Annotated in this window: 23 protein-coding genes; 8 read left to right on the plus strand and 15 right to left on the minus strand. The window is 71.1% G+C overall.

Features of this window, described 5'->3' with window-relative positions:
• Nucleotides 1-409 precede the first annotated feature (409 nt).
• From ACIQWX_RS49215 to ACIQWX_RS49225, 3 genes are all read right to left on the minus strand, one after another.
• Nucleotides 410-1,966, minus strand: a complete 1,557-nt coding sequence (locus tag ACIQWX_RS49215) for an amidase (protein WP_400886888.1) — start codon at nt 1,964-1,966, stop codon at nt 410-412.
• On the minus strand, nt 1,966-3,309 hold the full coding sequence (gene glnA / locus ACIQWX_RS49220) for a type I glutamate--ammonia ligase (RefSeq protein WP_086676528.1): 1,344 nt from the start codon (nt 3,307-3,309) through the stop codon (nt 1,966-1,968). The genes ACIQWX_RS49215 and glnA overlap by 1 nt, the downstream gene beginning before the upstream one ends.
• Nucleotides 3,310-3,526: 217 nt before the next feature.
• Nucleotides 3,527-4,807, minus strand: coding sequence for an MFS transporter (locus ACIQWX_RS49225; protein WP_400886891.1), 1,281 nt, complete (start codon nt 4,805-4,807; stop codon nt 3,527-3,529).
• 87 nt (nt 4,808-4,894) lie between these two features.
• On the opposite strand from ACIQWX_RS49225, the gene ACIQWX_RS49230 reads away from it, so the two are divergent.
• Nucleotides 4,895-5,551, plus strand: coding sequence for an LppX_LprAFG lipoprotein (locus tag ACIQWX_RS49230; RefSeq protein WP_400886894.1), 657 nt, complete (start codon nt 4,895-4,897; stop codon nt 5,549-5,551).
• Nucleotides 5,552-5,576: 25 nt separating this feature from the next.
• Here ACIQWX_RS49230 and ACIQWX_RS49235 read toward each other — a convergent pair whose 3' ends face one another.
• Nucleotides 5,577-7,133, minus strand: a complete 1,557-nt coding sequence (locus ACIQWX_RS49235) for an alpha/beta hydrolase (RefSeq protein WP_400886897.1) — start codon at nt 7,131-7,133, stop codon at nt 5,577-5,579.
• Between the two features lie 156 nt (nt 7,134-7,289).
• Between ACIQWX_RS49235 and secA2 the strand changes: the two genes are divergently transcribed.
• The 3 genes from secA2 (at nt 7,290) to ACIQWX_RS49250 (ending at nt 12,052) form a co-directional block, all read left to right on the plus strand.
• A complete protein-coding gene (gene secA2, locus ACIQWX_RS49240; RefSeq protein ID WP_400886900.1) occupies nt 7,290-9,641 on the plus strand; it encodes an accessory Sec system translocase SecA2 in 2,352 nt (783 codons plus the stop codon).
• 78 nt (nt 9,642-9,719) lie between these two features.
• A complete protein-coding gene (locus ACIQWX_RS49245) occupies nt 9,720-10,271 on the plus strand; it encodes a DUF5565 family protein (protein ID WP_400886903.1) in 552 nt (183 codons plus the stop codon).
• Nucleotides 10,272-10,330: 59 nt separating this feature from the next.
• A complete protein-coding gene (locus tag ACIQWX_RS49250; RefSeq protein WP_400886906.1) occupies nt 10,331-12,052 on the plus strand; it encodes an NAD+ synthase in 1,722 nt (573 codons plus the stop codon).
• On the opposite strand, the gene ACIQWX_RS49255 is transcribed toward ACIQWX_RS49250, so the two are convergent.
• Complete coding sequence (locus tag ACIQWX_RS49255) at nt 12,049-12,663, minus strand: VOC family protein (RefSeq protein ID WP_400886909.1); 615 nt, start codon at nt 12,661-12,663, stop codon at nt 12,049-12,051. The two genes, ACIQWX_RS49250 and ACIQWX_RS49255, sit on opposite strands and share 4 nt — an antisense overlap.
• Before the next feature lie 7 nt (nt 12,664-12,670).
• The gene (locus ACIQWX_RS49260; RefSeq protein WP_400886911.1) at nt 12,671-13,999 is read right to left on the minus strand and encodes a S8 family peptidase; all 1,329 of its coding nucleotides are present in this window, start codon (nt 13,997-13,999) and stop codon (nt 12,671-12,673) included.
• Between the two features lie 91 nt (nt 14,000-14,090).
• Here ACIQWX_RS49260 and ACIQWX_RS49265 point away from each other — a divergent pair, with 91 nt between their 5' ends.
• A complete protein-coding gene (locus ACIQWX_RS49265; protein ID WP_400886913.1) occupies nt 14,091-14,615 on the plus strand; it encodes a methylated-DNA--[protein]-cysteine S-methyltransferase in 525 nt (174 codons plus the stop codon).
• 4 nt (nt 14,616-14,619) lie between these two features.
• Here ACIQWX_RS49265 and ACIQWX_RS49270 read toward each other — a convergent pair whose 3' ends face one another.
• From ACIQWX_RS49270 to lysX, 3 genes are all read right to left on the minus strand, one after another.
• Nucleotides 14,620-15,210, minus strand: a complete 591-nt coding sequence (locus tag ACIQWX_RS49270) for a DinB family protein (RefSeq protein ID WP_400886915.1) — start codon at nt 15,208-15,210, stop codon at nt 14,620-14,622.
• 74 nt (nt 15,211-15,284) lie between these two features.
• Nucleotides 15,285-15,860: a hypothetical protein gene (locus tag ACIQWX_RS49275; protein WP_400886918.1), complete on the minus strand. Its 576-nt coding sequence runs from the start codon at nt 15,858-15,860 to the stop codon at nt 15,285-15,287.
• Nucleotides 15,861-15,924: 64 nt separating this feature from the next.
• Entirely contained in the window at nt 15,925-19,248 is a 3,324-nt protein-coding gene (lysX, locus tag ACIQWX_RS49280; RefSeq protein ID WP_400886920.1) for a bifunctional lysylphosphatidylglycerol synthetase/lysine--tRNA ligase LysX, read from the minus strand.
• A 238-nt stretch (nt 19,249-19,486) separates the two neighbouring features.
• On the opposite strand from lysX, the gene panB reads away from it, so the two are divergent.
• Entirely contained in the window at nt 19,487-20,350 is an 864-nt protein-coding gene (gene panB / locus ACIQWX_RS49285; RefSeq protein WP_400886923.1) for a 3-methyl-2-oxobutanoate hydroxymethyltransferase, read from the plus strand.
• Here panB and ACIQWX_RS49290 read toward each other — a convergent pair.
• Together ACIQWX_RS49290 and ACIQWX_RS49295 are read right to left on the minus strand one after the other, a co-directional pair.
• Nucleotides 20,347-21,219, minus strand: coding sequence for a cytochrome c oxidase assembly protein (locus tag ACIQWX_RS49290; RefSeq protein ID WP_400886926.1), 873 nt, complete (start codon nt 21,217-21,219; stop codon nt 20,347-20,349). The two genes, panB and ACIQWX_RS49290, sit on opposite strands and share 4 nt — an antisense overlap.
• Nucleotides 21,209-22,135 (minus strand): undecaprenyl-diphosphate phosphatase, encoded by a 927-nt coding sequence (locus ACIQWX_RS49295; protein ID WP_400886928.1) that lies wholly within the window; start codon nt 22,133-22,135, stop codon nt 21,209-21,211. The genes ACIQWX_RS49290 and ACIQWX_RS49295 overlap by 11 nt, the downstream gene beginning before the upstream one ends.
• 412 nt (nt 22,136-22,547) lie before the next feature.
• On the opposite strand from ACIQWX_RS49295, the gene pip reads away from it, so the two are divergent.
• Nucleotides 22,548-23,486, plus strand: coding sequence for a prolyl aminopeptidase (gene pip, locus ACIQWX_RS49300; RefSeq protein ID WP_400886930.1), 939 nt, complete (start codon nt 22,548-22,550; stop codon nt 23,484-23,486).
• Here the strand turns inward: pip and ACIQWX_RS49305 are convergent.
• Entirely contained in the window at nt 23,472-24,023 is a 552-nt protein-coding gene (locus ACIQWX_RS49305) for a TetR/AcrR family transcriptional regulator (protein ID WP_400886931.1), read from the minus strand. The two genes, pip and ACIQWX_RS49305, sit on opposite strands and share 15 nt — an antisense overlap.
• A gap of 59 nt (nt 24,024-24,082) precedes the next feature.
• Between ACIQWX_RS49305 and ACIQWX_RS49310 the strand changes: the two genes are divergently transcribed.
• Nucleotides 24,083-24,862 carry an SDR family NAD(P)-dependent oxidoreductase gene (locus ACIQWX_RS49310; RefSeq protein WP_400886933.1) on the plus strand — a complete coding sequence of 260 codons (780 nt, stop codon included), beginning with the start codon at nt 24,083-24,085 and terminating at the stop codon, nt 24,860-24,862.
• On the opposite strand, the gene ACIQWX_RS49315 is transcribed toward ACIQWX_RS49310, so the two are convergent.
• The 3 genes from ACIQWX_RS49315 to ACIQWX_RS49325 form a co-directional block, all read right to left on the minus strand.
• On the minus strand, nt 24,863-25,057 hold the full coding sequence (locus ACIQWX_RS49315) for a hypothetical protein (RefSeq protein WP_400886936.1): 195 nt from the start codon (nt 25,055-25,057) through the stop codon (nt 24,863-24,865).
• Between the two features lie 166 nt (nt 25,058-25,223).
• Entirely contained in the window at nt 25,224-26,021 is a 798-nt protein-coding gene (locus ACIQWX_RS49320) for an ABC transporter permease (protein WP_400886939.1), read from the minus strand.
• 8 nt (nt 26,022-26,029) lie between these two features.
• Nucleotides 26,030-26,869 carry an ABC transporter permease gene (locus ACIQWX_RS49325; protein WP_400886942.1) on the minus strand — a complete coding sequence of 280 codons (840 nt, stop codon included), beginning with the start codon at nt 26,867-26,869 and terminating at the stop codon, nt 26,030-26,032.
• Nucleotides 26,870-26,934 lie beyond the last annotated feature (65 nt).

Here is a 26,934-nt window from a genome sequence, read left to right on the forward strand (position 1 = left end):
ATTTAATGCTCTCAAAGGAACCTCATACGAGGTTCAATACATAAGCTCTACTGGCTTAGTTCACTAGCACACTGTTGAGTTCTCAAGCAACACACTCCGGACTCACCGCCTTATCAGCGGCTTTGTCCTCGGCAGTTGTTCCAAGCGATATTCAAAGCTTTTGGTCGAGCATGCCTCAGCCTACGGTGTTAGTCGTAGGGATTCGGCGGCCGCTCGTGGGCCGACGCTGAACATTACCCGGTCCGATCCGCGGTGTCAACCCGCTCGGCCCGGCCGGATCTTCGGGGCTTGCGGCCCCGGGGCGACCCGGTGTTCCTGGCGACGAAGAGAAGATTACATGCCCCGAAACCGGTCCCGAACAGGGGGGTCACTTAACGCCATTGCTGCAGGTCAGAGCGTGTCCAACGCCCTACGACGGCAAGGTCGCCAGGTAACGCGGCGGGACGCGGGCCGGAGCCACCCGCGAGAAGTCCGCCGCGAGCGCCAGCATGCGGGCGTCCGACCACCGGGCGCCCATGAACGAGATACCCACGGGCAGCGGTCCGGCAAACCCGGCCGGCACGGTCACGTCCGGGTAGCCCGCGACCGCGGCCGGGGTCGACGACGGGATCACGTCGTTGTCGCCCACCGCGCAGTCGGTCTTCCACGCCGGCGGGTTGGTCGGCGACGCGATCGCTTCCAGGTGGTACTTCGCCAGGGTCTCGTCGAGCGAACGCCGCGCGAGGTCCGACAGCTCGGCGCGGCCGGCCAGGTAACCCGGGTCGGTCGGCGGCGGCGCGGCCAGTGCCTGCTCGAACAGCTCCTGCCCGGCGAAGCACGTCCGCTCGAGCGGGTCCGCGCGGTTGTAGGCGATCAGGTCGGCGAGGTTCCGCGGACCGGTCGGGCGGGTCGCGAGGTAGGCGTCGATGTCGCGGTGAAACTCCGTGAGCAGCGCCGGGAACTCCAGTTCCAGGAGCCGGTCCTGGTACGGCGGGGTCACTTCGACGACCGTCGCACCAGCCTTGACCAGGGAGTTCTTCGCCGACGTCATGATCGCGTCGGTGGCCGGGCCGAGCACCGGGAGGCGCCACAACCCGATCCGCGCGCCGCGCAGCACGCCCGGCCGGAGCAGCTTCGCGTAGTCCGTCGGCTGGGAACTCGGGTACTTCAGCGTGGCCGGGTCCGAAGGGTCCCGCCCCTGCAGGACCGACAGCGTGAGCGCGACGTCGACGACGTTGCGGGCGATCGGCCCGGCGGTGTCCTGCTCGGCGGAGATCGGCACCACGCCGGTGCGGCTGACCAGGCCGAGGCTGGGTTTGTGGCCGACCGTCGCCGTCATGCCCGCGGGGCAGACGATCGAGCCGTCGGTCTCCGAACCGATCGCGACCTGCGCCAACGACGCGGCGACGCCGGCCGCGGACCCGGCGGACGACCCGCACGGGTTGCGGTCCAGCACGTACGGGTTGTTCGTCTGCCCGCCCACGCCCGACCAGCCCGACGTCGGCTTCGCGGCGCGGAAGTTCGCCCATTCGGACAGGTTCGCCTTGCCCAGGATGACCGCTCCGGCGTTCCGCAACCGGGTGATCAGCGTGGCGTCCTTCGCCGGGTAGCTCCGCAGGGCGCGCGAGCCGGCGGTCGTCCACTGGTCGCGCGTGTCGACGTTGTCCTTGACCAGCACCGGGATGCCGTCGAGCGGTCCGCGGAGGCGGTGCGCGCGACGCCGGGCGTCGCTTTCGGAAGCCTGTCGCAGGGCCGAGGGGTTGAGCGCCAGGACCGCGTTGACCTTGCCGTCGAGCCGGTGGATCCGGTCGAGGTACGCGCCGGTCAGGCCCACCGCGGTGAGCCGGCCGGCCGCCATCCGCGTCTGGAGTGACGGGATGTCGGCGGAGTCGAGGTCGAACTTCGGCGGCGACGCCACCGCGGGCGCCGCGGGGACGAGCACGAGTGCGGCGGCCAGGATCGCGAGGAACACCGGCCGCCGCCCCATCAGAGCACCGGGAGGAGCGTTCGGAGTTCGTACGGGGTGACCGCGCTGCGGTAGTTGTCCCACTCCACGCGCTTGTTCCGGAGGAAGAAGTCGTAGACGTGCTCGCCGAGCGCTTCCGGCAGGAGTTCGGACTTCTCCATCTCGGCCAGCGCCTCCCCCAGGTTCTGCGGCAGCTGGGCGTACCCGGCGGCGCGCCGCTCGGCGTCGCTCAGCTGCCAGATGTTGTCCTCGGCGGGTGGCGGCAGCTCGTAGCCCTTCTCGATCCCCTTCAGCCCGGCGGCCAGGATGACCGAGTACGCCAGGTACGGGTTGCACGCCGAGTCCAGGGTACGGATCTCCACCCGTCGGGATGACGCCTTTCCGGGTGAATACATCGGGACGCGGACCAGCGCCGAGCGGTTCGCGCGGCCCCACGAGACAGTCGTCGGGGCTTCACTGCCGCTGATCAGGCGTTTGTAGGAGTTCACCCACTGGTTCGTGACCGCGGAGATCTCCTTGGCGTGGTGCAGCACCCCGGCGACGAAAGCCTTGCCGGTCTCCGACAGCTCGTGCGGGTCCTCGGCGTCGTAGAAGGCGTTGCGGTCGCCTTCGAACAGGCTGACGTGCGTGTGCATGCCCGAACCGGGCTGGTCGGTGAACGGCTTGGGCATGAACGTCGCGCGCACGCCCTGGGTCAGCGCGACCTCCTTGACGACGTAGCGGAACGTCATCACGTTGTCGGCCATCGTCAGCGCATCGGCGTAACGGAGGTCGATCTCCTGCTGGCCCGGTGCCCCTTCGTGGTGGCTGAACTCGACCGAGATGCCCATCGCCTCGAGGGTCTCGATGGCGTGGCGGCGGAAGTGCGTCGCCGTGGCGTGGCTGGCCTGGTCGAAGTAGCCGCCGTTGTCCGCGGGCTCCGGCTCGCTGCCGTCGTCGGGCATGGTCGAGAGCAGGAAGAACTCGATCTCGGGGTGGACGTAGCAGGTGAAGCCGGCTTCGGCCGCCTTCGACAGCTGGCGGCGCAAGACGTGCCGCGGGTCGGCCCACGACGGCGAGCCGTCCGGCATCGCGATGTCGCAGAACATGCGGGCCGAGTAGGGGCCGCCGTCGGGGGTTTCCCACGGCAGGACCTGGAAGGTGGCGGGGTCGGGCTTGGCGACCATGTCCGATTCGTAGACGCGCGCGAAGCCCTCGATGGCCGAGCCGTCGAAGCCGATGCCGTCGTTGAAAGCGCCTTCGAGCTCCGCCGGCGCGACCGCGACGGACTTGAGGAACCCCAGCACATCGGTGAACCAGAGACGGACGAAACGGATGTCGCGCTCCTCGAGCGTGCGGAGCACGAATTCCTGCTGGCGATCCATGGCCGCACCCTAACGACAGCGTGTTAACGGGATGTTTCACGACGCGCCGGGGGTGGCGAAGTCACGTCGCGAGCACCGGGACGGGCTTCTTCGCGCGGGCGATGGTGGGCTGAAGGTGCCCTTCAGCGCGCCCGATGCGGTGAAGGGCACCTTCCGCGCGTCACATGGGAGGAAGGTGCCCTTCAGCGCACCGCGAGACGCGCCGGGGGTGGCGAAGTCACGTCGCGAGCACCGGGGCGGGCTTCTTCGCCCGTGAGATCGCCAGTGACGCCACCGAGGCGAGCACCGCCAGGACCGCCGCCGAGTACCAGGCCACGTTGTAGTTCCCGAGCTGGTCGCGGACCAGGCCGGCCGCCGAGGCCGCGAACGCCGCGCCCAGCTGGTGGCTGGCGAAGACCCAGCCGAACACGATCGGGCCCGCGTCGCCGAAGGCTCGGACGCACAGCGCCACCGTCGGGGGGACCGTTGCCACCCAGTCGAGGCCGTAGAACAAGATGAACGCCCACATGCTCGGCTGCACCGAGTCCGTGAACAGCTGCGGCAGCAGCGCCAGTGACAACCCGCGCAACGCGTAGTAGACGCCCAGCAGGATCCGCGGGTCGACGCGGTCGGTGAGCCAGCCCGAGAAGATCGTGCCGACCACGTCGAACACGCCGACCAGGGCCAGCAGGCCCGCCGCCGTCGTCTGGGGCATGCCGTGGTCGTGCGCGGCCGGGACGAAGTGGGTTCCGACCAGGCCGTTCGTCGTCGCGCCGCAGATCGCGAAGCCGATCGCCAGCAGCCAGAACGTGCGTGTGCGAGCAGCCTGGCCGAGCACCGAAAGCGCCCGGCGGGCCGAGCCGGTCTTCGACGCCGGGCGTGCGACCGCCGCCTCCGCCGGTGCGCCGTACGCCGTGGTGCCGATGTCGGCCGGGTGGTCGCGGATGACCAGCAGGACCACCGGGACCACCGCCAGCGCCGCGATCGCGATCACCAGCGACGCCGTCCGCCAGCCCGAGCCCACCGCGAGGTTCGCGATCAGCGGCAGGAAGATCAGCTGGCCGGTCGCGCCCGCCGCGGTCAGGACGCCGGTGACGACGCCGCGGCTGCGGACGAACCACCGGGTCGCGACCGTCGCCGCGAAGCTCATCGCCATCGAGCCCGTGCCCGCGCCGATGAACACGCCCCAGCAGAGGATCAGCTGCCAGCTCGCGCTCATGAAGACCGTGCCGGCCGCGCCGACGGCGATGACGAACAAGGCCGTCGCCGAGACGCGGCGGATGCCGAACCGCTCCATCAGCGCCGCCGCGAAGGGCGCGAAGAGGCCGTAGAGGACGAGGTTGACCGAGACGGCCGAGCTGATCGTGGCCGTGGACCAGCCGAACTCCTGGTGCAGCGGGTCGATGAGGACGCCGGGGGCGGAGCGGAAGCCGGCGGAGGCGAGCAGCGCGACGAACGCGGCACCGGCGATCAGCCAGGCGCGGTGCAGCTTCGGGGCGGGACGGGTCTCAACAGTCACCCAGGCAGTCTCGCCGCGCGCGCGAGACGTCGAAAGTGGCCGGAAGGACAGCGCTCGAAAGGATCGGGCCAACAGTAGGCTCGGGGGATGTCCCGCTTCGCCCTCCTGCTCGTGCTCCTGCTGACGGCCGGCTGCACCGGATCACCGGACACCCGCGGGCCGTTCCCGGCGGGGTCCGAGCTGATCCGCGACGCGGCGACGTCGTTCGCCGAGGTCCGGAGCGTGCACTTCGCCGCCGGCGTCAACGGCGTGCTGCCCGGCTTCCCGCTCCGGCTGATCGAGGGCGACGCGACCCTCGACGGCGGCGGGGCCGCGACCGGCACCGCCGACGTCCAGGACGGCGAAGGCCACACCAAGTACCGCTTCACCGTGCGGGACGGCCAGGTCAGCACCGAAGCCGGGAACGCGCCGCTGCCCGAGATCTACGCGGTCGGCCGCTTCCTCGGCCCGTCCGCCGGCTTGAAACGGCTGCTCGACGGCGTCACCGACGCGAAGACCGAGGGCCGGGAGAACGTCGACGGCGCCGCCGCCCTGCGCGTCGGCGGCCGGGTGCCCGCGGCCGTCGCGCACGGCGTGCTGCCGCAGGTCGACGCCGACGTCATCGTCAAGGTGTGGGTGTCGGCCGAGGGGCCGCGACGGTTCGCGCGGCTGTGGGTGCAGATCCCGCCGGCCGGGGACCACCTCAGCCCGGTGATGATCGAACTATCGCTGACCAGGCAGAACGAGCCGGCGGACCTCGGCTAGCAGGGGGTCTCGGCGGCCGTTCCGCCTACTGCGCGGTGCACCGGGTCCCGTCCGGCGGCAGCGTCCCGTCGACGAGGTAGTCCGCGCCCGCCTCGTCCACGCACTTCACGCCCTGCAGGAACACCGTGTGCTGGGTGCCCTCGAAGGTCAGCAGCGCGCCCTTCAGGCCCTTCGCGAGGTTGACGCCGGCCTGGTACGGCGTCGCCGGGTCGTTGGTCGTCGAGATGACCAGCGTCTTCGCCAGGCCTTCGACGTTCGGCACGTGCGGTTCGGAGGTGTTCGGCACCGGCCAGAACGCGCACGCGTCACGGGCCGCCGACGCCGGGCGGCCGTCGTCGAGGAACGGCGCCACCTGCACGTACTCCTCCTGCGCCTTGAGGATGACGGCCGGGTCCGTGACACGCGGGTCGTCGACGCAGCGGATCGCCGTGAAGGCGTCCTGCGTGGTGCCGTACTTGCCGTCGGTGTCGCGCTCGTTGTAGACGTCGGCGAGCTTCTCCAGCGTCGCGCCGCGCTGCTGGCGCAGCTCGTTGAGGCCCGAGTTGAGCGTGTCCCAGAGGCTTTCCTGGTAGAGCGCCTGGATAACGCCGGTCGTCGCGTCCTCGTAGGAGAGCTTGCGGCCGTCGCCGACCGGGACCGGGAACTCGATCAGCGGCCGGACGAGGTCCTGGAACGCCTTGACCGCGCCGTTCGCGTCCTGGCCGAGCGCGCAGTCCTGCTGGGCGGTGCACCACTTCGCGAACTGGGTGAACGCCGTCCCGAAGCCCTGCCCCTGGGCGACCAGCGACTCGACCGCGTCCTGCTCGGGGTCGACCGCGCCGTCGAGGATCATCGCGCGGACGTTCTTCGGGAACGCTTCGGCATAGGCCGACCCGATCCGGGTGCCGTAGGAGTAGCCCAAATAGGTCAACTTTTCGTCGCCGAGGACCGAGCGGAGGACGTCCAGGTCCTTCACGACGTCCCGGGTGCCGACGTTGGCCAACATCCCGGTGCCGTCGTCGGTGCGCTCGGCGCACTTCGCGGCGAAGTCCTTCTCCTGCGCTTCCTGCTTGAGGACGCCGGCCGGCGAGCCGTCGGTCTCGCTGTCGTCGGCGCGGTCGGCGTCGCGCTCCTGGTCGGTCAGGCAGTGGATGGCGGGCTGGCTCGCCCCGATCCCCCGCGGGTCGAAGCCGACCAGGTCGAAGCGCTTGGCCAGGCCGGTGCTCGCGGCCGGCTTGGCCAGGCCCGCGGCCGCGACCATGCCCGACGCGCCCGGGCCGCCGGGGTTGACCACCAGCGAGCCGATCCGGTCGCCGGTCGCCTTCTGGCGGAGCAGGCCCAGCGTGATCGTGTCCCCCGCCGGCTTGGCGTAGTCCAGGGGCACGGTCAGCCGGGCGCACTGGACGTCCTTCGCCTGGAACGCCGACCTGCTGTCCTCCGACGTCGCGTAAGGTGCGCAGTCGCCCCAGCTCAGGCTCTGGCCGTAGAACCGCTCCAGTCCGGCGGGGACCGGCCCGGACGGCGGGTGCGACTCGGTCGTCGGCGCGACCGGTGCCGGCTTGCCGGTGGACGTGCAGGCGGCCAGCGAGGCCGCGATCAGCACGGATGTCGCAATTGCGGTGATCCGGCGACGTCCGGACCTGGCGCTGGGATGAGGGAACACGGTTGGATCGTCCCATCCGGCCGCGGAACTCGAACGCACCACCGCCACGTTGGGTGGGGCAGGCCGGTCGAGCGAAGAGAGAACGGGAGACCAGGGGTGGCAGCACTGATCAGCCGGGTGGGCAAGAAGCTCCGCCGGATCATCCAGCGGCCGGGCAGCGTCGAGCTGACCCGCTACGAAGCACTGCTGCCCGCGGTCGAGAAGCTCGAACCCGAGCTCGAGAAGCTCTCCGACGCGGAGCTGACCGAGCGGGCGGGCGAGCTGCGCGAGAAGCTGAAGGACACCGCCTTCGGCGACGACCAGCTGGTCGAGGTGTGCGCGCTGGGCCGCGAGGCCGCCCGCCGGGCGCTGGGCGAGCGCGCGTTCGACGTCCAGGTGCTGGGCACGATGGGCCTGCTGACCAAGCACGTCGTGCAGATGGAGACCGGTGAGGGCAAGACGCTCGCCGGCGCGCTCGCCGCGGCCGGGTACGCGATCCGCGGGAAGCGCGTCCACGTCGTCACGGTCAACGACTACCTGGCCCGACGCGACGCCGAATGGATGGGCCCGGTCTACGCCCTGCTCGGCGTGTCGGTCGGCTGGGTCGAGCCCGCGCACTCACGCGAAGAGCGTCGTGAGGCCTACGCCAAGGACGTCACGTACGGCGCCGTCGCCGAGATCGGCTTCGACGTGCTGCGCGACCGGCTGGTCACGAACGTCGACGACCTCGTCCAGCCGGCCCCCGAGGTCGCGATCGTCGACGAGGCGGACTCCGTGCTGGTCGACGAGGCCCGCGTCCCGCTGGTGATGGCCGGCTCGATCGACCACACCGACGCCGACGAAGAGGTCGCCAAGGTCGTCCGGCGGCTGCGCCTCAACCTGCACTACGAAACCGACAGCGAGGGCCGCAACGCCTGGCTGACCGACGCCGGCGCGTCCGTCGTCGCGAAGTCGCTCGGCCTGGAGGTCGACGACCTCTACGGCGAGACGGCGTCCGACCGGCTCCCCGCGGTGAACGTCGCCCTGCACGCGCACGCGCTGCTCACCCGCGACGTCGACTACCTCGTGCGTGACGGCAAGGTCCAGCTCATCAACGCCGCCCGCGGGCGCGTCGCCGAGCTGCAGCGCTGGCCGGACGGCCTGCAGGCGGCCGTCGAGGCGAAGGAGCAGGTCACCGCGACCGACCGCGGCGAGATCCTGGACTCGATCACCGTGCAGGCGCTGCTGGCGCGCTACCCCGAGGTCGCCGGCATGACCGGTACCGCGGTCGCCGTCGCCGAGCAGCTGCGCGAGTTCTACGAGCTCGAGGTCGCGGTCATCCCGCCGAACACCCCGAACATCCGCGAAGACCAGGAAGACCGCGTCTTCGCGTCGCCGTCGCAGAAGCTGCGGGCGATCGAGGAGGAGATCCGCACGGTCCACGAGACCGGACGGCCGATCCTCGTCGGCACCCAGGACGTCGCCGAGTCCGAAGAGCTGGCCGAGAAGCTCGCGAAGGTCGACCTCGAGTGCGTCGTGCTCAACGCGCGCAACGACGCCGAAGAGGCCGCGATCATCGCCGAGGCCGGCAAGAAGGGCGCGGTCACCGTGTCCACGCAGATGGCCGGCCGCGGTACCGACATCCGGCTGGGCGGCACCGACGGCGCGTCCCGCGACGAGGTCGTCGAGCTGGGCGGGCTGCACGTCATCGGCACTGCGCGGTACCCGTCCAGCCGCCTCGACGGCCAGCTGCGCGGCCGCTCCGGCCGCCAGGGCGACCCGGGCAGCGCGATCTTCTTCGCGAGCCTGAACGACGAGCTCGTGCTGTCGAACGCGCCGGACGTGCCCGAGGGCATCGTCGACGACGAGGAGACCGGCGAGATCACCGACAACGCGGCGCTGCGGCAGCTCAACCACGCCCAGCGCGTCGCCGAGGGCGTCGACCTGGAGATCCACCGCAACACCTGGCGCTACACGCGGCTGATCGAGCGGCAGCGGCGCGACCTGCTGGTGCACCGCGACAAGGTGCTTCGCACCGCGTACGCGGCGGAGCAGCTGGAGAAGGCGCACCCGGAGAAGTTCGCCGAGCTGAAGGAGAAGCTCGGCGACGGCGAAGAAGGCCAGGAGAAGCTGGAGCAGATGTGCCGCGAGGTGCTGCTGTTCCACGTCGACCAGCTGTGGTCGGACCACCTGGCGTACCTGACCGACGTCCGCGAGAGCATCCACCTGCGCGCGCTGGCCCGCGAGACGCCGCTGGACGAGTTCCACCGCGCGGCGATCCCGGAGTTCCACAAGATCATCGGCGAGGCCGACGCGCGGGCGGCGAAGACCCTCGAAGAGGCCGAGCTGACCGACGAGGGCATCGACCTCGGCGAGGCGGGCGTCCGGCGGGCCAACACGACGTGGACCTACCTGGTGCACGACAACCCGTTCGACTCCGACTTCGAGCAGACCATCAAGAAGGTCCGGAGCATGATCAAGCGGAAGTAGCCTTTTTTCCGCGAAAACCCCCGTCCGGTTAGCCCGGGCGGGGGTTTTCTCGGTTGCCCGGGCCGGAAGAATCGGGGCATGCGCAAGATCCCGACTCTGTTCCGTCGCGACCCCGAAGACCTCCGGCGCGTCACCCGCGAAGTGCACCCCGAGTGCCAGTGGGTGCTCGACGGCCAAGGCGTGGCCACCCGCAAGTACGACGGCACCTGCGTCCGGCTCGACGAGTCCGGCACCTGGTGGGCGCGGCGCGAGGTGAAGGCGGGCAAGGACGCGCCGGACGGGTTCGAAGCCGTGCAGACCGACCCGGAGACGGGCAAGACGGTCGGCTGGGAGCCGGTCGGGCAGTCGCCGTTCGCCGCGTTCTTCGACGAGGCGCTCGACGGGCTCTTCGGTGCGGCGCCCGGCACCTACGAGCTGTGCGGGCCGAAGGTCAACGGCGATCCGGAGAAGCTCGGCGCGCACCGGCTGGTCCCGCACGCGACCGCGCAGGAGTTCGCCGGCGTCCCGCGCGACTTCGACGGGCTGATGGCGTGGCTGCTCGCGCACCCGGAGTTCGAGGGCGTCGTCTGGCACCACCGCGACGGGCGGATGGCGAAGCTCAAGCACCGGGACGCGGTCGCGTCCACCTAGCGTGGCGTTTCGCCCACATTCGCTCGGCCTCCCGGGTGACGGTGGGACAGAATGGCGGCATGCCGCAACTGCGCATTGCGCTCGCCCAGGTCAACCCCACCGTCGGCGACCTCGACGGCAACGCCGACCTGCACGTCTCCTGGACCCGCCGGGCCGCCGAGGCCGGCGCCCACGTGGTCGTCTTCCCCGAGATGTCGCTGACCGGCTACCCCGTCGAGGACCTTTCGCTGCGCAAGACGTTCGCCGCCGCGTCCCGGGAGGGCCTCGAGTCGCTGGCGCGCCGCCTCGACGACGCCGGGTGCGGTGAGGTGCTGACCTACGTCGGCTACCTCGACCTCGACGAAGTCGGCCCGCGCGACGCCGCCGCCGCGCTCTACCGCGGCGAGGTCGTCGCGCGGCAGTTCAAGCACCACCTGCCGAACTACGGCGTCTTCGACGAGCACCGCTGGTTCAAGCCGGGCACCACGCTCGACGTCGTCCGGTTCCACGGCCTCGACATCGGCATGGTCGTCTGCGAGGACATCTGGCAGGACGGCGGGCCGATCTCGGCGCTGGGCCGCGCCGGTGTCGACCTGGTCGTCGCGCCGAACGCGTCGCCCTACGAGCGGTCCAAGGACGAGCAGCGGCTGCCGCTCATCGCGCGCCGCGCCGCCGAGGCCGGGGCGCCGCTGGTCTACACCAACCAGGTCGGCGGGCAGGACGACCTCGTCTTCGACGGCGACTCGCTCGTCGTCGGCGCGGACGGGACGCTGCTGGCGCGCGCACCGCAGTTCGTCGAGCACCTGTCCGTGCTCGACATGGACCTGCCGAAGACCGGGTACGCGGGCGACGGTGCGTACGAGGGCCTGGAGGTCCGACGGCGCGTCCTGAGCGAAGAACCGCTGCCCGCCTATGAGCCCACCGCCGAGCCGGTGATCAGCGAACCGCTGTCGGACGAGGCCGAGGTGTGGCACGCGCTGGTCATCGGGCTGCGCGACTACGTGCACAAGAACGGCTTCTCGTCGGTGACGTTCGGGTTCTCCGGCGGCATCGACTCGGCGGTCTGCGCGGCGCTGGCGGCGGACGCGCTGGGCGGCGACAACGTCTACGGCGTCTCGATGCCGTCGAAGTACTCGTCGGGCCACTCGAAGGACGACGCCGAGGACCTCGCGCGGCGGATCGGGGCGCACTACCGCGTCGAACCGGTCGAGGACATGGTCCGCGTGTACGTCGAGCAGCTTTCCCTGACCGGCCTGGCCGAGGAGAACATCCAGGCGCGGACCCGCGGCATGCTGCTGATGGCACTGTCCAATCTGGATGGTCACCTGGTGCTGGCCACGGGCAACAAGACCGAGCTGGCGGTCGGGTACTCGACGATCTACGGCGACGCGGTCGGCGCGTTCGCCCCGATCAAGGACGTCTTCAAGACGCACGTCTGGCAGCTCGCGCGGTGGCGCAACGCCGAAGCGGCCAAGAACGGCGAGACCCCGCCGATCCCGGAGAACTCGATCTCGAAGCCGCCGTCGGCCGAGCTGCGGCCGGGTCAGGTGGACACCGACTCGCTGCCGGACTACGCGCTGCTCGACGACATCCTCGACGACTACGTCGAGGGCGACCGCGGGTACGCCGACCTGGTTTCCGCGGGCTTCGACCCGGAGACCATCGACCGCGTGGTGCGGATGGTCGACAAGGCCGAGTACAAGCGGCGCCAGTACCCGCCGGGCACGAAGATCACGTTCAAGGCGTTCGGCCGCGACCGGCGGCTGCCGATGACCAGCCTGTGGCGCGAGGGCAAGGCCTAGCTCAACGCGACCTGGCGGCCCTCCGGGGTGCGCAGCGCCGCGGTCAAGGTCGCCTTTTCCGTGCGGCGCACCAGGAACTCCAGGCCGAGCGCGTCGGTCGCCGTGTGGACCCAGGACGGGTCCGGGTGCGTCGCCGTCACCATCAGCAGCGGGAGCGACGGCAGGCCGCGCGTCGTCGGGTGCGGGGTCGTGCCCCAGTCGATGAGGAACGGGCGGAGCGTGCCCGGGGCGCTCGGCGGGGTCAGGCGCCAGTGCAGCGTCTCGCCCTCGGCCGTCGCGCGGGACATCTCCAGCGCGTCGCCCGGGTCGAAGCCGTGCGCGCGGGCCTCGGCGATCGTCGCGTCGAGGTCGGTCGTGCGGACCGCCCAGGCGACCAGCGCGGGCTCGGCCAGGTCGTCGATGCCGAACGGCCGGGGCACGTCCGGGTCCGGCTGCGCCGGGTCCGGGCCGATCACCTCCAGGTACATCCCCGCCCCGAGGTCGGCGAGGTGGTTGGCGGTGCCGAGGCCGACGTGGCTGCCGCCGGGCGCCGGGGTGACCCCGGTCAGCTCGGCGACGCGGGCGACGGCGTCGGCCAGATCGGGACCGGCGTAGACGAGGTGATCGAGCACGCCGTCATCATCCCGCGCCGACCGCGCTCGCCGCATCGACCACCCCGTGGCCGTAGTACGTCGTGCCTGCCGGGGTCGCCCGGCACACGGCGTCCGGGCACGGCAGCGGCGTCGCGGACGCGTAGAGGGCACGCTTGACCCGCTCGGCGCTCCACCACGGGTGTTCGCTCGCGATCAGGGCGGCGACGCCGCTCGCGTGCGGCGCGGCCATCGACGTCCCGCTCGCGGAGCGGTATTCGCCGTTCGGCCACGTCGACCAGACGCGCGCGCCGGGTGCCGCGACGCTGATCCGGGACGCCGAATAGTTCGAGAAGCTCGCCTTGACCAGCTTCTCGTCCAGCGCGCCGGTGCCGACGACGCCGGGCAGCTCGTGCGGCAGCCGGGTGCACGTCGGGTCGATCGCGCGTTCCACCGGCGTGCTGTCGGCCGGGCTTTCGCGGTCGACCGAGCGCGTGTCGAGGTCGATGCCGGCGTTGCCCGCCGAGGCGACCACGAGGACGTTCCGGCGCTGGGCGTAGGCGACCGCGCGGCCGACGGCCAGCTTCGCCGCGGCCTGGTCGGGCTGGTCGTCGCAGTTGTAGCGCCACGGGATCGAGCGGTAGCTGTTGTTGGTGACGGCGAAGCCGTGTTCGGCGGCCCAGACGAACCCGCAGACCATGCTCTCGGCCGTCTCGGTGTCGTCGAGTTCGGCGAGCTTCACCGCGGCGATGCGGACGCCGGGGGCGACCCCGACGACGCCGGATCCGTTGCGCGCCGCGGCGATCGTGCCGGCGACGTGCGTGCCGTGGCCGTCGAGCGTCGGCCGCCAGGCGCCGGGACTGCGGTCCGCCCAGCCGGACAGGCACGACACGGAATCCCCGCGGTCGAAAGCGCCGGCGAGGTCGGGGTGGGTGTCGTCGACGCCGACGTCGAGCACGCCGACGACGGTGCGGCGGCTGCCGTCGGTGACCTCGTGCGCTTCGGGCAGGTGCAGCGCCGGGACGTCCCACGCGGTGCCCTCGGGCGGGACCAGGCCGGTGTTCGGCGAGTTCGGCCCGGTGTAGCGGACGTCCTTGCGGGGCGCGAAGAACTCCTTCGGGATCTTCGCGGTGCGCGTCGCGCCGACGGCGTCGATGCCCGGCGTTTTCCGGACCTTCGCGGCGAAGTCGTCCTTCGCCGTGTACGCGACGACCACGCCGATCTGCGGGTACGCGGCGACGACCGTGCCACCGGCCTTCTGCACGGTCAGCGCGGCCCACCACGCGTTGTGGGCGACGACGACGTGCGGCATGACGAGCGGGTCGGCCGCCGCGGACAGGCCGAGCAGGACCGCTGCCACCAGGATCGCGCGTCGCACCGACTGCCTCCTCGAACTCGGCAATTGCCCCAAACCGAACCTAGCGGTCCGGCGCCTCCGGGGGACCCCTCTTCGGTCGTAGGCTGATCGCATGACAACGGGGTTCACGGTGTTCGCCACGGCGATCGGGCCGTGCGGGCTGGCGTGGCGCGACGACCTCGTCGTCGGGACGTCGCTGCCCGGTACCGACCTGCGCGCCCGGCTTGCGAAGCGCTTCCCGGACGCCGTCGAAGGCCCTCCGCCGCCTTCGGTGCGGACGGCCGTCGACGGCATCGTGGCGCTGCTGGCCGGCGCACGCGAGGACCTCGCCGCGGTTCCCCTCGACCTCGCCGGCGTGCCGGAGTTCCACCGCCGCGCCTACGAGGTCGCGCGCGCGATCCCGCCGGGCAAGACCCTCACCTACGGCGAGATCGCGCACCGCCTCGGCCTGCCCGGGTCGGCGCAGGCCGTCGGGCAGGCGATGGGGCACAACCCGTTCCCGATCATCGTGCCGTGCCACCGCGTCCTCGCCGCGGGCGGCAAGGACGGCGGCTTCTCGGCGCACGGCGGGGTCGCGACCAAGCGCCGGATGCTGGTGATCGAAGGCGCGCTGGCCGACGAGCCGACCCTGTTCTGACCGGCTAGGCCGGCGTGGTCGCCGCCTGCCACGGCTTGATGAACGGGGACTCCGGCCAGCCTTCGGCCGCCGCCATCAGGGGCATCGCCGTGCCGCCGTCGACGTGCTCGCGGACGATGTCCGCGTGACCCGCGTGGCGGGCCGTCTCCTGGATCAGGTGCAGCAGGACCCAGCGGACCGACCAGGCGTCGACGTCCCGCGGGAACCACGGCACGCCCTTCGGCACCGGGACCGCCTGCCCCAGGTCCTCGATCCCGCCGATGACCTCGGCCGTCCGCGCCGCGACCTCGTCGTAGCGGGCCAGCACGCCCGCCAGGGTCTCGTCCGGGAGCAGGCGGTGCGCGTCCTGGTACTCCGCGATGCTCTCCGCGAACGGCTTCTGCGGCACCTGGAGCACCGTGTCCATCCAGCTGTACTCGGTCGCCGCGACGTGCTTGATCAGCCCGCCCACCGAGAGCGAGCTCTTCGTGGACGCCGCTCTCGCCTGATCGTCGGTCAATCCGTATGCCGCCAGCTTCAGCACGTACCGCTGCTGCTCCAGGAAGCTCAGCAGCCCGTCCCGCTCGTCGGCCACCGGACGCACGTTTCCCGCCATGTCGATCCACTCCTTCGCGTTCGTTGGATGGATCGTGCCACCCGGCACCGACGATCCGGGCGCGAACGGCGCGATCAGAGGCCGCCGCGGGGGGTGTGCCGCGGCGCGGGCTTCACGAACGCGTACGCCCCGCCGACGCCGTAGAGGACGGCCCGCACCACCTGCTCGAGCCGGCTGACCACCCCCTCGGCGGTGTCCAGCTGCCGCGCGAGCACGAGGGCGGCCCAGGTGCCGAGCACGACCACGAGCCCGGCGACGGCGAGCGCGCGCCAGCCCGGCGGCCACCACAGGATCAGGCTGATCACTCCGACCACGAGCACGACGGTCGCCAGTGACGAGAACGCGGCGCTCTGCTCGGGGTAGGCGGCCTGCAGCAGCGCGACCAAGCCGAACGCGCTCACCGAGATCGAGCTGAACCGCGCCGTCCACTGGACCGGGCCGAGCCGGTGCAGCGGCGGCCCGGCGAGCAGGAACGCGACCCCGGAGACGGCCAGCAGCACGCGGAACACCGGAGGCCCGTTCAGCAGCGCCTCGACCGGGTCGTGCACCGGCGAGACGCCCGTCGGGACGAAGAACTCCAGGAGCCACCCCGAATACGCCAGCACGGCCAGTCCCATGAGGAGGGCCGAGGTGATCCGAGCCGTGCGCACGAGGCACACATTAAGCGACCCCGCCGGTTCCGGCGGTACCAGCGTGATCAGATCGATCGACTCGTTATGCCTGCGGACGGACGAAGGGGAACAGGACCGTCTGGCGGATCGAGGCCCCCGTGAGCATCATCAGCAGCCGGTCGACGCCCAGTCCGAGCCCGCCGGTCGGCGGCATCCCGTGCTCCAGGGCGAGCAGGAAATCTTCGTCCAGCTCCATCGCCTCGACGTCGCCGCTGGCCGCGCGCAGGGACTGCGCCTCCAGCCGCCGCCGCTGCTCGACCGGGTCGGTCAGCTCGGTGTAGGCCGTGCCGACCTCGGAGCCGAACGCGATGAGGTCCCAGCGCTCGGCCAGCCGCGGGTCTTCGCGGTGCTGGCGGGTGAGCGGCGAGACGTCGGTCGGGTAGTCCGTGTAGAAGGTCGGCAGCACGGTCGCGCCTTCGACGAGGTGCTCGAACGCCTTGAGCACCAGGTCGCCGTGGCTCGGGTCCTCCCCCACCGGCACGCCCGCCGCGTGGCAGAGCCGGCGCAGGTCGGCCACCGGCGTCGCCGAATCGACCTGCTCGCCGAACGCCGCGGAAACGGCGTCGTGCACCGTGATCACCGGCCAGTCGCCGGAGATGTCGTGCTCGGCGAGCTTGCCGTCGGCCCCGGGCCGGCGCACGATCTGGGCGCCGTACGCCGCTTCGGCCGCGTGCTGGACCAGCTCGCGCGTCAGTGTCCGCATCGTGTCGTAGTCGGCGTAGGCCTGGTACGCCTCGAGCATCGTGAACTCGGGGTTGTGCGTCGCGTCGACGCCTTCGTTGCGGAAGTTGCGGTTCAGCTCGAAGACCCGCTCGACGCCGGCCACGCACAGCCGCTTGAGGTACAGCTCGGGCGCGATCCGCAGGTACATGCGCATGTCGTAGGCGTTGATGTGGGTGACGAACGGGCGGGCGTTCGCGCCGCCGTGGACCGTCTGCAGCATCGGCGTCTCGACTTCGAGGTAGTCGGCGTGGTGCAGCCGGTCGCGCACCGCGCGGACCACCGTGGACCGCAGCCGCAGCATGTTCGTCGAGTCCGGGTTGACCGCGAGGTCGAGGTAGCGCTGCCGCACCCGCGTCTCCGGGTCGGTGAGGCCCTTCCGCTTGTCCGGCAACGGGTGCAGGCACTTCGCGGTGACCGTCCACTCGTCGACGAGCACCGAAAGCTCGCCCCGCTTGGACGTCACGACCTGGCCGCCGACGCCGACGTGGTCGCCGAGGTCGACCCCGGTCCGCCAGCCGTCGAGGTCGAGCGCGCCGGCTTCCAGCATCAGCTGGATCTCGCCGCTGAAGTCCTTGACGCGGGCGAAGCACAGGCCGCCGAAGATGCGCAGGTTCAGCACGCGCCCGGCGACCCGGACGCGGTGGCCGGTGGCGGTGTCCGGGGCCAGGTCGCCGAACTTGGCGACGACGTCGCCGATGTGGTCGTCGCGGCGGAAGCCGACCGGGTACGGGTCGATCCCGGCCTCGCGCAGCTTGGCCAGCTTCGCCATCCGGACGCGGACCTGTTCGGGCCGCCGCACCGGCTTCGCCGCCGGGACGGCCGCGGACTCCTCGATCTCCCGGACGTGCGCGACGAAGTCGTCGCCGACCGTCTCCAGCCGCAGCGACCGCGACCGCCCGGTCGGGACGAACCCTTCGAGCGCGCCCGCGACGATGCCGACGCGCGGGAGCCGCCGCGCCGAGGAGTAGCAGAGGAACCGCGGTTCCCACTCCGGCCCGTACTTGGCGTTGGACCGGTACAGCGACTCCAGCTGGAAGAACCGCGAAGCGACGCTCAGGATCCCCTTCCAGGCCCGCAGGACCGGGCCGGCGCCGATGCGCTCGCCTTCGGAGAAGACCGCGCGGAACATGGCGAAGTTGAGCGAGATCCGTTGCGCACCCAGGTGCGGCCCGGCCGCGACGACCTCGGCGATCATGTACTCGTTGAGGCCGTTCTCGGCGTCGCGGTCGCGGCGCATGAGGTCGAGCGAGAGCCCGCGCCTGCCCCACGGCACGAACGACAGCAGGCCGCGCAGGTCGCCTCGGGCGTCGTAGGCCTCGACCATCACGCTGCGGCCGTCGCTCGCGTCGCCGAGGCGGCCCAGCGCCATCGAGAAGCCGCGTTCGGTCTCGGCTCCACGCCAGGCCTGGGCGCGGGCCAGCAGCTCGGCCATCTCCTCGTCGGGGATCTCGCCGTGCCGGCGGACCTTCGACGTGTAGCCGGCGCGCTCGATGCGTTTGACGGCTTGGCGGACCGAGCGCCGCTCCGGCCCGGCGAGGCTGAACTCGCGGACGTCGAGCACGGCTTCGTCGCCGATCTCCAGGGCACGCAGGCCCGCGCCGGTGTACGCCTTCGCGCCGCGCTCGCTCGCGCCGAGCACGCCGGGCGTCCAGCCGTAGGTGCGCGTCTCGTCGAGCCACGCGCGCACGGCGTCCGGCCACGCCTCGGGGTCGCCGATCGGGTCGGCGCTGGCGACGCTGGTGCCGCCGAGCACGCGGTAGGTGACCGCCGCGCGGCCGTTCGGCGAGAAGACGACGCTCTTGTCGCGCCGGGTCGCGAAGTAGCCGAGGGAGTCGTCCTCGCCGTGCTCGGCGAGCAGCTCGCGCACGCGAAGCTCTTCTTCGTCGGTACGCAGGCGACGGCTGCGCACGCCGCGGAAGAGCATGTACAGCGCCGCGGTGGCGACGGCGGTGGCGCCGAGGTCGAGGAAGACGTCGAGCCAGGCCGGCCCCTCGCCGACGCCGATCCGGCGCAGCTGCAGGTTCTCGCCGGTGGCGTGGTTGACGACCCAGGCGAACCGCTCCCACGAGTCGCCGAGGTGGCCGGGGAACGCCTCCGCGAGCGCCCAGCCGACGAGGATGAGCGCGGTGAACCCGCCGAAGAGCATCGCCAGGCCGTCGCGCCAGGCGCTCGGCGCGAGCCGGGCCGGGAACGCCGGGCGCAGGGCGAGCAGGAAGAAGATCAGGACGACCGACAGGACGTCGGCGACCGTGAGGGCCCACAGCTGGACCGGGATGTGCCGGACCTGCCGCGACCCGAGCGAGAGCAGCTCCGGCGACCACAGCAGCGTCGCCTGCAGGGCCAGGGTGAGCACCAGCCCGACACCCTGGAACAGCACCAGCGTGTACAGCGCGGCCTTCTTGCGGCGGCGCAGCGCCCCGCCCAGTACGACCAGCAGCAGCACCATCACCAGGCTCGCGCTCGTCGGCACGCTCAGGCTGGAGAAGGCCATGTCGACGCCGTTGAGCAGGCGCCCGTGCGGGCCGTTCGTGAACAGGAGGAGCACCGAGAACACCGCGGCCAGCTGGACCACGGTCGCGACGATGCCGCCCGCCTTCGCCTTCCAGGCCGGCAGGCGCGGGCGCGTGCTCGCGAGGGTTCCCATCGTTGCTTTCGTCGCCTTTCGCGGCCGATCGGTGGTCATGCCTGCTTATTGACGTAAGTGAACACAGGTTGGTTGTCCCCGGGCATCAACCTGAAGGCTGACGACCCCTGCTACCCGGGGGTGTGAAGCTGGTCGCACGGGGTTGGGGCCGCTCCGGGGCCGTGTCACGCTTTGAGACGCCTCTGCTCCACGACCCGGGGACCTCGCCGAGGCCTCGAGGGAAGGACGGTCGACGACGATGTCTGCCAGCGCCGAAGAACCCGCCCCGTACGGCACCGGATCCGGCCCCAAGCCGGCGACGGGCCGGAAGGTCCGCGTCCACCACCTGCGTGAGCTCAAGGAACGCGGCGAACCGTGGCCCATGCTCACCGCCTACGACATGTACACCGCCGCGCTGTTCGACGAGGCCGGGATCCCCGTGCTGCTCGTCGGCGACTCCGCGGCCAACAACGTCTTCGGCTACGACACCTCGCTGCCGGTGACGGTCGACGAGCTGCTGCCGCTCGTCCGGGCGGTCACCCGGTCGGTCAAGCGGGCCCTCGTCGTCGCCGACCTGCCGTTCGGGTCCTACCAGCTCTCGCCGCAGCAGGCGCTGGAAACCTCGGTGAGGTTCATGAAAGAGGGCCGCGCGCACGCCGTCAAGCTCGAAGGCGGACGGCGGTTCGCCGCGCACGTCGAGGCGCTGACGTCGGCGGGCGTGCCGGTGATGGGCCACATCGGGTTCACCCCGCAGAGTGAACACAACCTCGGCGGCTACCGGGTGCAGGGGCGCGGCGAAGCGGCGGACGTGCTGCTCGCCGACGCGCTGGCGCTGCAGGAGGCCGGGGCGTTCGCGGTGGTGATGGAGATGGTGCCCGCCGAAGCCGCCAAGCGCGTCACGGCGGAGCTGAAGATCCCGACGGTCGGCATCGGCGCCGGCCCGGACTGCGACGCGCAGGTGCTCGTCTGGCAGGACATGGCCGGGCTGCGCCGCGGCAAGGCACCGCGGTTCGTCAAGCGGTACGCCGACGTCGCGACGGTGCTGCAGAACGCGGCGACGGCGTTCGCGGAGGACGTCCGCCGCGGTGAGTTCCCGGCCTCGGAGCACGCTTTCCACGACTAACCCCGGTTCCGGAACCGCTCGGCGAGGTCCGGGTCGTTCTCCCACCACAGCCCCGATGTCGTTGCGGCGCCCGAAGCGGCCTCTTCGTCCAGCTGGACGTCGATCTGCTTCGCGCGCCGCTCGTCGTCGCGGGCCCAGCGGACGAACAGCGCCACCACGAACGGCAGGCCGGCGACGTCGCCGCCGATCCACAACACCCCCGCGCCGATGATCTGGTCGGTGCGCGGGTCCGGGCCGTGGCCCGGGTGCGCGGCCGCGTAGTGCGCGGGCGCGAGCAGCGGGCCCAGCCACAGGACCAGGCCGAGCGCGCCGTCGAAGATCACCTCGGTGAACGCGATCCACACCGACACCAGGTGCGGGTCGCGCCGCGGGGTCGGGTCAAGGCCGAGCCGGGTCCAGAAGTAGACGAACCCGGCCAGCACGAGTGCCAGCCGGACCAGGCCGTCGACGAACGACGACCGCAGCACCAGGTCGTAGAGCGGGGTCAGGTACAGCACGAGCACCGGCACGACCAGGGCGAGCGTGACGACCGGCGGGAACGTCAGGGCGCGGGCGAGCGGGCCGCGGCCGTGCCTGCGCAGCCAGGGGGCCGCAACGGTGTCGAGGAGGAGCCGGATCGGCGAGCCCAGGGCCAGCAGCAGCGGCGTGATCATCAGCAGCGTGACCGTCTGGACCGCGCGGACCCAGAAGTACGTCGTGTCGTAGACGGCCAGCGGCGAGCAGGTGACCAGCAGGATCGTCGCGAGGCCGGCGACGAACGCCGTCGTGCGGCCGCGCGGCCACCCGCGCCCGTGCGCCGCGCGGACGTAGAGCGTGCCGAGCACGAGGACGGCGAGCAGCGCGGGGACGTCGAGCACGTCAGACCGCAAAGAAGAGCAGGCTGCCGATTCCGGCGACCACGCAGTAAATGGCGAACGGGGTCAGAGTGCGCGTTTCGAAGTAACCGGTGAGGAAACGGACGGAAATGTACGAAGCGACCCCGGCGACGACGCTGCCGACGAGCGCCGGGCCGAGCGACGCGTGGTTTTCCGGGGCGAACAGCGTCGGCATCTTGAGCACGCCGGCCGCGAGGATGACCGGGGTGGCGAGGAGGAACGCGAAGCGCGCGGCGTCCTCGTGGCCGAGCCCGCGGCGCAGGCCGGCGACCATTGTGATGCCGGATCGGCTGATGCCCGGCAGCAGCGCGAGGATCTGCGCCGCGCCGATCAGCACCGCCTCGCCGACGCGCAGTTTCGCCAGCCGGACGTCGGTCCGCTCCTCGACGGTGACCGCCCGCATGACGAGCGTCTCCTCGGTCGAGAAGTCCACTGTGTCCGCTTCTTCGGCCGGCTTCGCGCGCGAGAACTTCTCGGCGGCGTAGAGGACTCCGCCGTTGAGCGCGAGGAAGATCGCCGACGGCACCGGCTTGCCGAGGAAGTCGCGCAGCAGCCCTTCGAGCAGCAGGCCGGCCAGCCCGACCGGAATGGTGGCGAGCACGAGCAGCCACGCGAGGCGCTGGTCGGGCGTGCGGACTTCGCGGTGCCGGATCGACGTCCAGAGGCCGCGGATGATCCGCACCCAGTCCTTCCGGAAGAACAGCACGAGCGCCAGCGCGGTGGCGACGTGCATCGCGACGAGCACCGCGAGGTACGGCGAATCCTTGCCGATCGACAGGTCCCGCTGCCACGATCCGCCGAGCCAGGCGGGCAGCAGGATGCTGTGGCCGAGACTGGACACCGGAAACAATTCCGACACCCCCTGCAAGGCGCCGACGACAATCGCCTCGAGATAGGTCACCGCGGACATTCCGTGCCTTTCCGTACGGCTTTTCGAAACCCCGACACCGGAAAGTACCGGCCCATTCGTTAACGACCAGCAAGCGACCCCGGCGCGCTCAGCGTCCTCTCAGCGCATGTTCACGTATATGAACTTCAATCATGTCCTTGACTAGTGTTCGAGGTGTGGCTTAGCGTTTAGCCCGTCGCCGCCACGACGAAGATTCGGACCCTCGACGAGGAGGACGGGAATGCTGCGTGTGCGGATCGTCATCAACGCCCCCTTCTCGCCGGACCCGGCCGCTTCGGGCGGCTGACCCCCGGACCGGGAGCCCGCTCAGCCCGGCGGCGGGGGCGGGCTCCCACCTTTCTTGGTCGTCGTCCCGGCTCTCGGCGGCGGGGTGTCGGGGCGACGGCCAGGACCCTCCGGCAAAGTGTCGGGCATGGACGAGCTGTACCCGCCGATTCCCGCGCGTGCCGAAGGGTTCCTGGACGTCGGCGACGGCCACCGGATCCGGTGCCAGGAGGCGGGCAACCCGGCCGGGAAACCGGTCGTGGTGCTCCACGGCGGGCCGGGCAGCGGGATCGCGCCGATGGCCCGGCGGCACTTCGACCCGGCGGCCTACCGGATCGTCCTGTTCGACCAGCGGGGGTCCGGCCAGTCGACGCCCGGAGCGGACGACCTGCGCGCGAACACGTTGTGGCACCTGGTTTCCGACATGGAGAAGCTGCGCGAGCGACTCGGCATCGAGCGCTGGCAGCTCTTCGGCGGTTCCTGGGGTGCGACGCTCGCGCTCGCGTACGCCGAGACGCACCCTTCGCGCGTCAGCGAAATCATCCTGCGAGGCGTCTTCACCGTCCGGCAGAGCGAACTCGACTGGATCTACCGCGGTGGCGCGGCCAACCTCTTCCCGCGCGAATGGGAAGCCTTCCTGGCGCCGATCCCGGTCGCTCTCCGGGACGACCCCCTCGCCGCGTACGCCTCCCTGCTCGAGGACCCCGAAGTCCGCCACCGGGCCGCGATCGCGTGGAGCACCTGGGAAGGCGCGACGGTTTCCGTGCAGCCGCAGGACTCCTTCGTCAGGCAGTACGCGGACCCGGCGTTCGCGCTGACGTTCGCGCGGCTCGCGGTCCACTACTTCCGCCACGGCGCCTGGCTGGAGGACGGCCAGCTGATTCGCGACGCCGGAAAGCTCGCGGGCATCCCGGGCGTGCTCGTCCAGGGCCGCTACGACACGGTGTGCCCGCCGACCACGGCGTACGAGCTGCACCGGGCGTGGCCGGGTTCGGAGCTGAAGCTCCTGGAGGGCGCCGGGCACGCGGTGACGGACCCGGGTGTGCTGGCCGCGTTGCGCGCGGCGACGGACTCATTCCGCGAGTAGCACCGCGAACACCCGCTCGAGCTTGGCCTGCAGCACGGCTTCGTCGGCGTGCGCGAGCGCGGTGCTGCCGAGGAGCGTGCGCATCACCCAGAACCCGGCGATCACGGACAGGGCCAGCGCCGGGCTCGCGTCCTCCCGCCCCGGGAGCCGGTCGACCAGGTGCTTCTCGACGTGGCTTTCGATGCCGGCCCGCAGGATTTCCGCGGCCCGCGGGTTGGGCGCCGAGCGCAGCATCAGCAGGAACGGGTCGAGCCGCTCGGCGTCCGGAGCCGTCCGGCGCACGAGCGACGCCGCGAGGTCCGCGGCGAGCGTCGCCGGGTCGTCGGTGAGCACGGTCCGCTCGGCCATCGCCGCCTCGACGACCTCGGCGAAGAGGCCTTCTTTCGAGCCGAAGTAGCGGTTGACGAGCATCGCCGTGACGCCGGCGGACTCGGCGATCTCGCGCACGCCGACGCCGTCGTAGCCGGCGCGGGTGAACGCTTCGAGCGCGGAGTTCAGGATCGCTTCCCTGGTCGCGGCGGCGTTGCGGGGTCTCATGTATACGAGTGTAGACTTGAACTAAGTCTACAGGTGTATACCTCTTGGGAAGGTTCCTCATGGATCTCGAAATCGCTGGTAAAAGGGCTCTCGTCACCGGATCCAGCGCAGGTTTGGGCGAGGCGATCGCGCGACTGCTGGCCGCGGAAGGCGCGTCGGTGGTCGTGCACGGCCGGGACGTCGCTCGCGCTTCACGGGTCGCTTCGGAGATCGGCGCGTCCGCGGTGGCGATCGGCGACTTGTCGACCGACGCGGGCGCGGACGCCGTGGCTTCCGCGGCGGGCGACGTCGACATCCTGGTCAACAACGCCGGCTCGTACGACCACCTGGGGTGGACCGACGCGACGGCCGCGGACTGGACGGCGATGTACGAGGCGAACGTCGTCTCGGCGGTCCGCATGATCCACCGGTGCGTCCCGGGCATGCGCGACCGCGGCTGGGGCCGGGTGATCCAGATCGGCGGCGGGCTGGCGATCCAGCCGATGGCGATGCAGCCGCACTACACGGCGACGCTGGCCGCGCGGCACAACCTCGCGGTGTCGCTGGCCCGGGACCTCGCGGGCACGGGCGTGACGTCCAACGTGGTCTCCCCGGGCGCGATCCTGGTCGACTCGGTCCGTGAGCTGCTGACGTCGATCGCCCCTGCCCACGGGTGGGGTACCTCGTGGGAGGAGATCGAGAGCGCGGCGGCCCGCGACCTGGTGCCGAACGACATCGGGCGGCTGGGCCGTCCGGAGGAGATCGCGGCGGCGGTGGGCTACCTGGTGAGCCCGGCGGCGGCGTACGTGAGCGGCGCGACGATCCGCGTGGACGGCGGCACGATCCGCTCAGCGCACTAGTCACAGCAGCCCGGCCTGGTGCAGTTTCAGCACTGCGCCGGCCAGGGCGGGTGCGGCGCCGATCAGCAACAGCCTCAACACGCGCACCGCGCGGTCGGCGCGACGGTGGTTGCGGTCGAGCACTGCCACTGCAACGACGAACGAAAGCAGCAACAGCAGGTAGCCGGCAGCCGCCGCGATGAGCCAGTCCCGCATCGCACTCCTTCCTCACCTGAAAGATCAGGTGAGGGCACGACTTTCGGGCCCGCTTCGCTTCCTATCCGATCAATTACAATCTGGCAAACCTGAGTATGCATATCCGCCATGCATCATGCGCATCGATTCGACGATATGGCTCACGTACGCGTCCGGGCTCAGCGCACTAGAGCCGACCGCCTGAAGCTGTGTCGCCGGACAGGCGCTGTGCCAAGTACACCGGGACCGTCGACACCACGATCAGCACCGCCGCGACGACGTTCACGATCGGCGCCTGGTTGGGCCGGAACAGGTTGTTGTAGATCCAGATCGGCAACGTTTCCATGCCCGTGCCCAGGGTGAACGTCGTCACGATGATCTCGTCGAACGACAACGCGAACGCCAGCAGCCCGCCCGCCAGCAACGCCGAGCGCAGCATCGGGAACGTCACCAGCCGGAACGTCGTGAAGCCCGTCGCGCCGAGGTCCATCGACGCCTCCTCGAGGCTGCCGCCCATCCGGCGCAGCCGCGCGACGACGTTGTTGAACACGACCACGATGCAGAACGTCGCGTGCGCGATGATCGCCGTCAGCAGGCCCAGGTTGATGCCCAGGATCGTCCGGAACGCGTTGTTCAGCGCGATGCCCGTGACGATCCCCGGCAGCGCGATCGGCAGGATGATCAGCAGCGACACGGGGTTGCGCCCGAAGAAGCGGTAGCGCTGCAACGCGAACGCCGCCATCGTGCCGAGCACCAGGGCGATCGCCGTCGCCGCCAGGCCGGCCTGGACGCTCGTCCACAGCGCGTTCAGCGCTCCTTCGTTGGACGCCGCCCGATTCCACCACTCGAGGGTGAACCGGGTCGGCGGCCAGCCGAACGTCGTGTCCGCGTTGAACGAGTTGAGCAGCACCACGACCAGCGGGAAGTAGATCACCGCCAGGCCGAGCCCCAGCGCCGTCCACAGCACCACCCGGGAGGTACGCACATGAGCTCCTAGAGGTTGTCGAGCGCGCCGGTGCGCCGCACCGCGGCCAAGTAGCCGAGCATGATCACGACCGGCACCGTCGCGACCGTCGCCGCGAACGGGAGGTTGTTGGCCGCGCCGATGTTGTCGTAGACGACGTTGCCGAGCATCTGGGACGTGCCGCCGACGATCTTCACCGCGATGTAGTCGCCCAGGGACAAGGAGAACGTGAAGATCGAGCCGGCCACGATCGCCGGGAACGTCAGCGGCAGGATCACCGAGCGGAACGTCCTCAGCGACTTCGCGCCCAGGTCACCCGAAGCGTCCACAAGGGAGTCCGGCAGCCGGTCGAGGCCCGCGTAGATGGGCAGGATCATGTACGGCAGCCAGAGATACGACAGCGTCACGATCGTGGCGGTGACGCCGTACCCGGGCGAGATCGAGCTCAGGGCGCCGTTGCCGGAAAACATTGAGCGCCACGCGTACGCCTTCACGAGGTAGCTGGCCCACAGCGGGGTCATCACCAGGATCACGAGGATCCGTTGTGCCCGCGGCGAAGCGAGCTTGGCCATCGCGTACGCCATCGGGAACGCGACGACCGCGTCGATCACCGTGACCAGCGCCGCGATCCCGACCGTGCGGAAGGTGATCGTGCGGTACACCGCGTCGGTGAACAGCGTCTTGAAGTTGTCCAGCGACCACTCGATGACGACCTGGCCGGTGAAGCTGTCGGTGTGCCAGAACGCCGTGACGAACAGCGCGGCGAGCGCGCCCAGATAGGCCAGGCCGAGCCACAGCAGCGGCGCCGAGAGCAGGAAACCCAGGCGCAGCTTGGGTTTCCGGTAGAAGAAGGCCGAGACGGCGGTCATCACACCTCGCAGGGAAAGGTCCGGGGCGGCGGGCGGAGTGGGGGGACACAGCCCGCCGCCACCGG

Origin of the sequence: Amycolatopsis sp. NPDC098790, assembly GCF_044759945.1 — a bacterium.
GTDB lineage: Bacteria > Actinomycetota > Actinomycetes > Mycobacteriales > Pseudonocardiaceae > Amycolatopsis.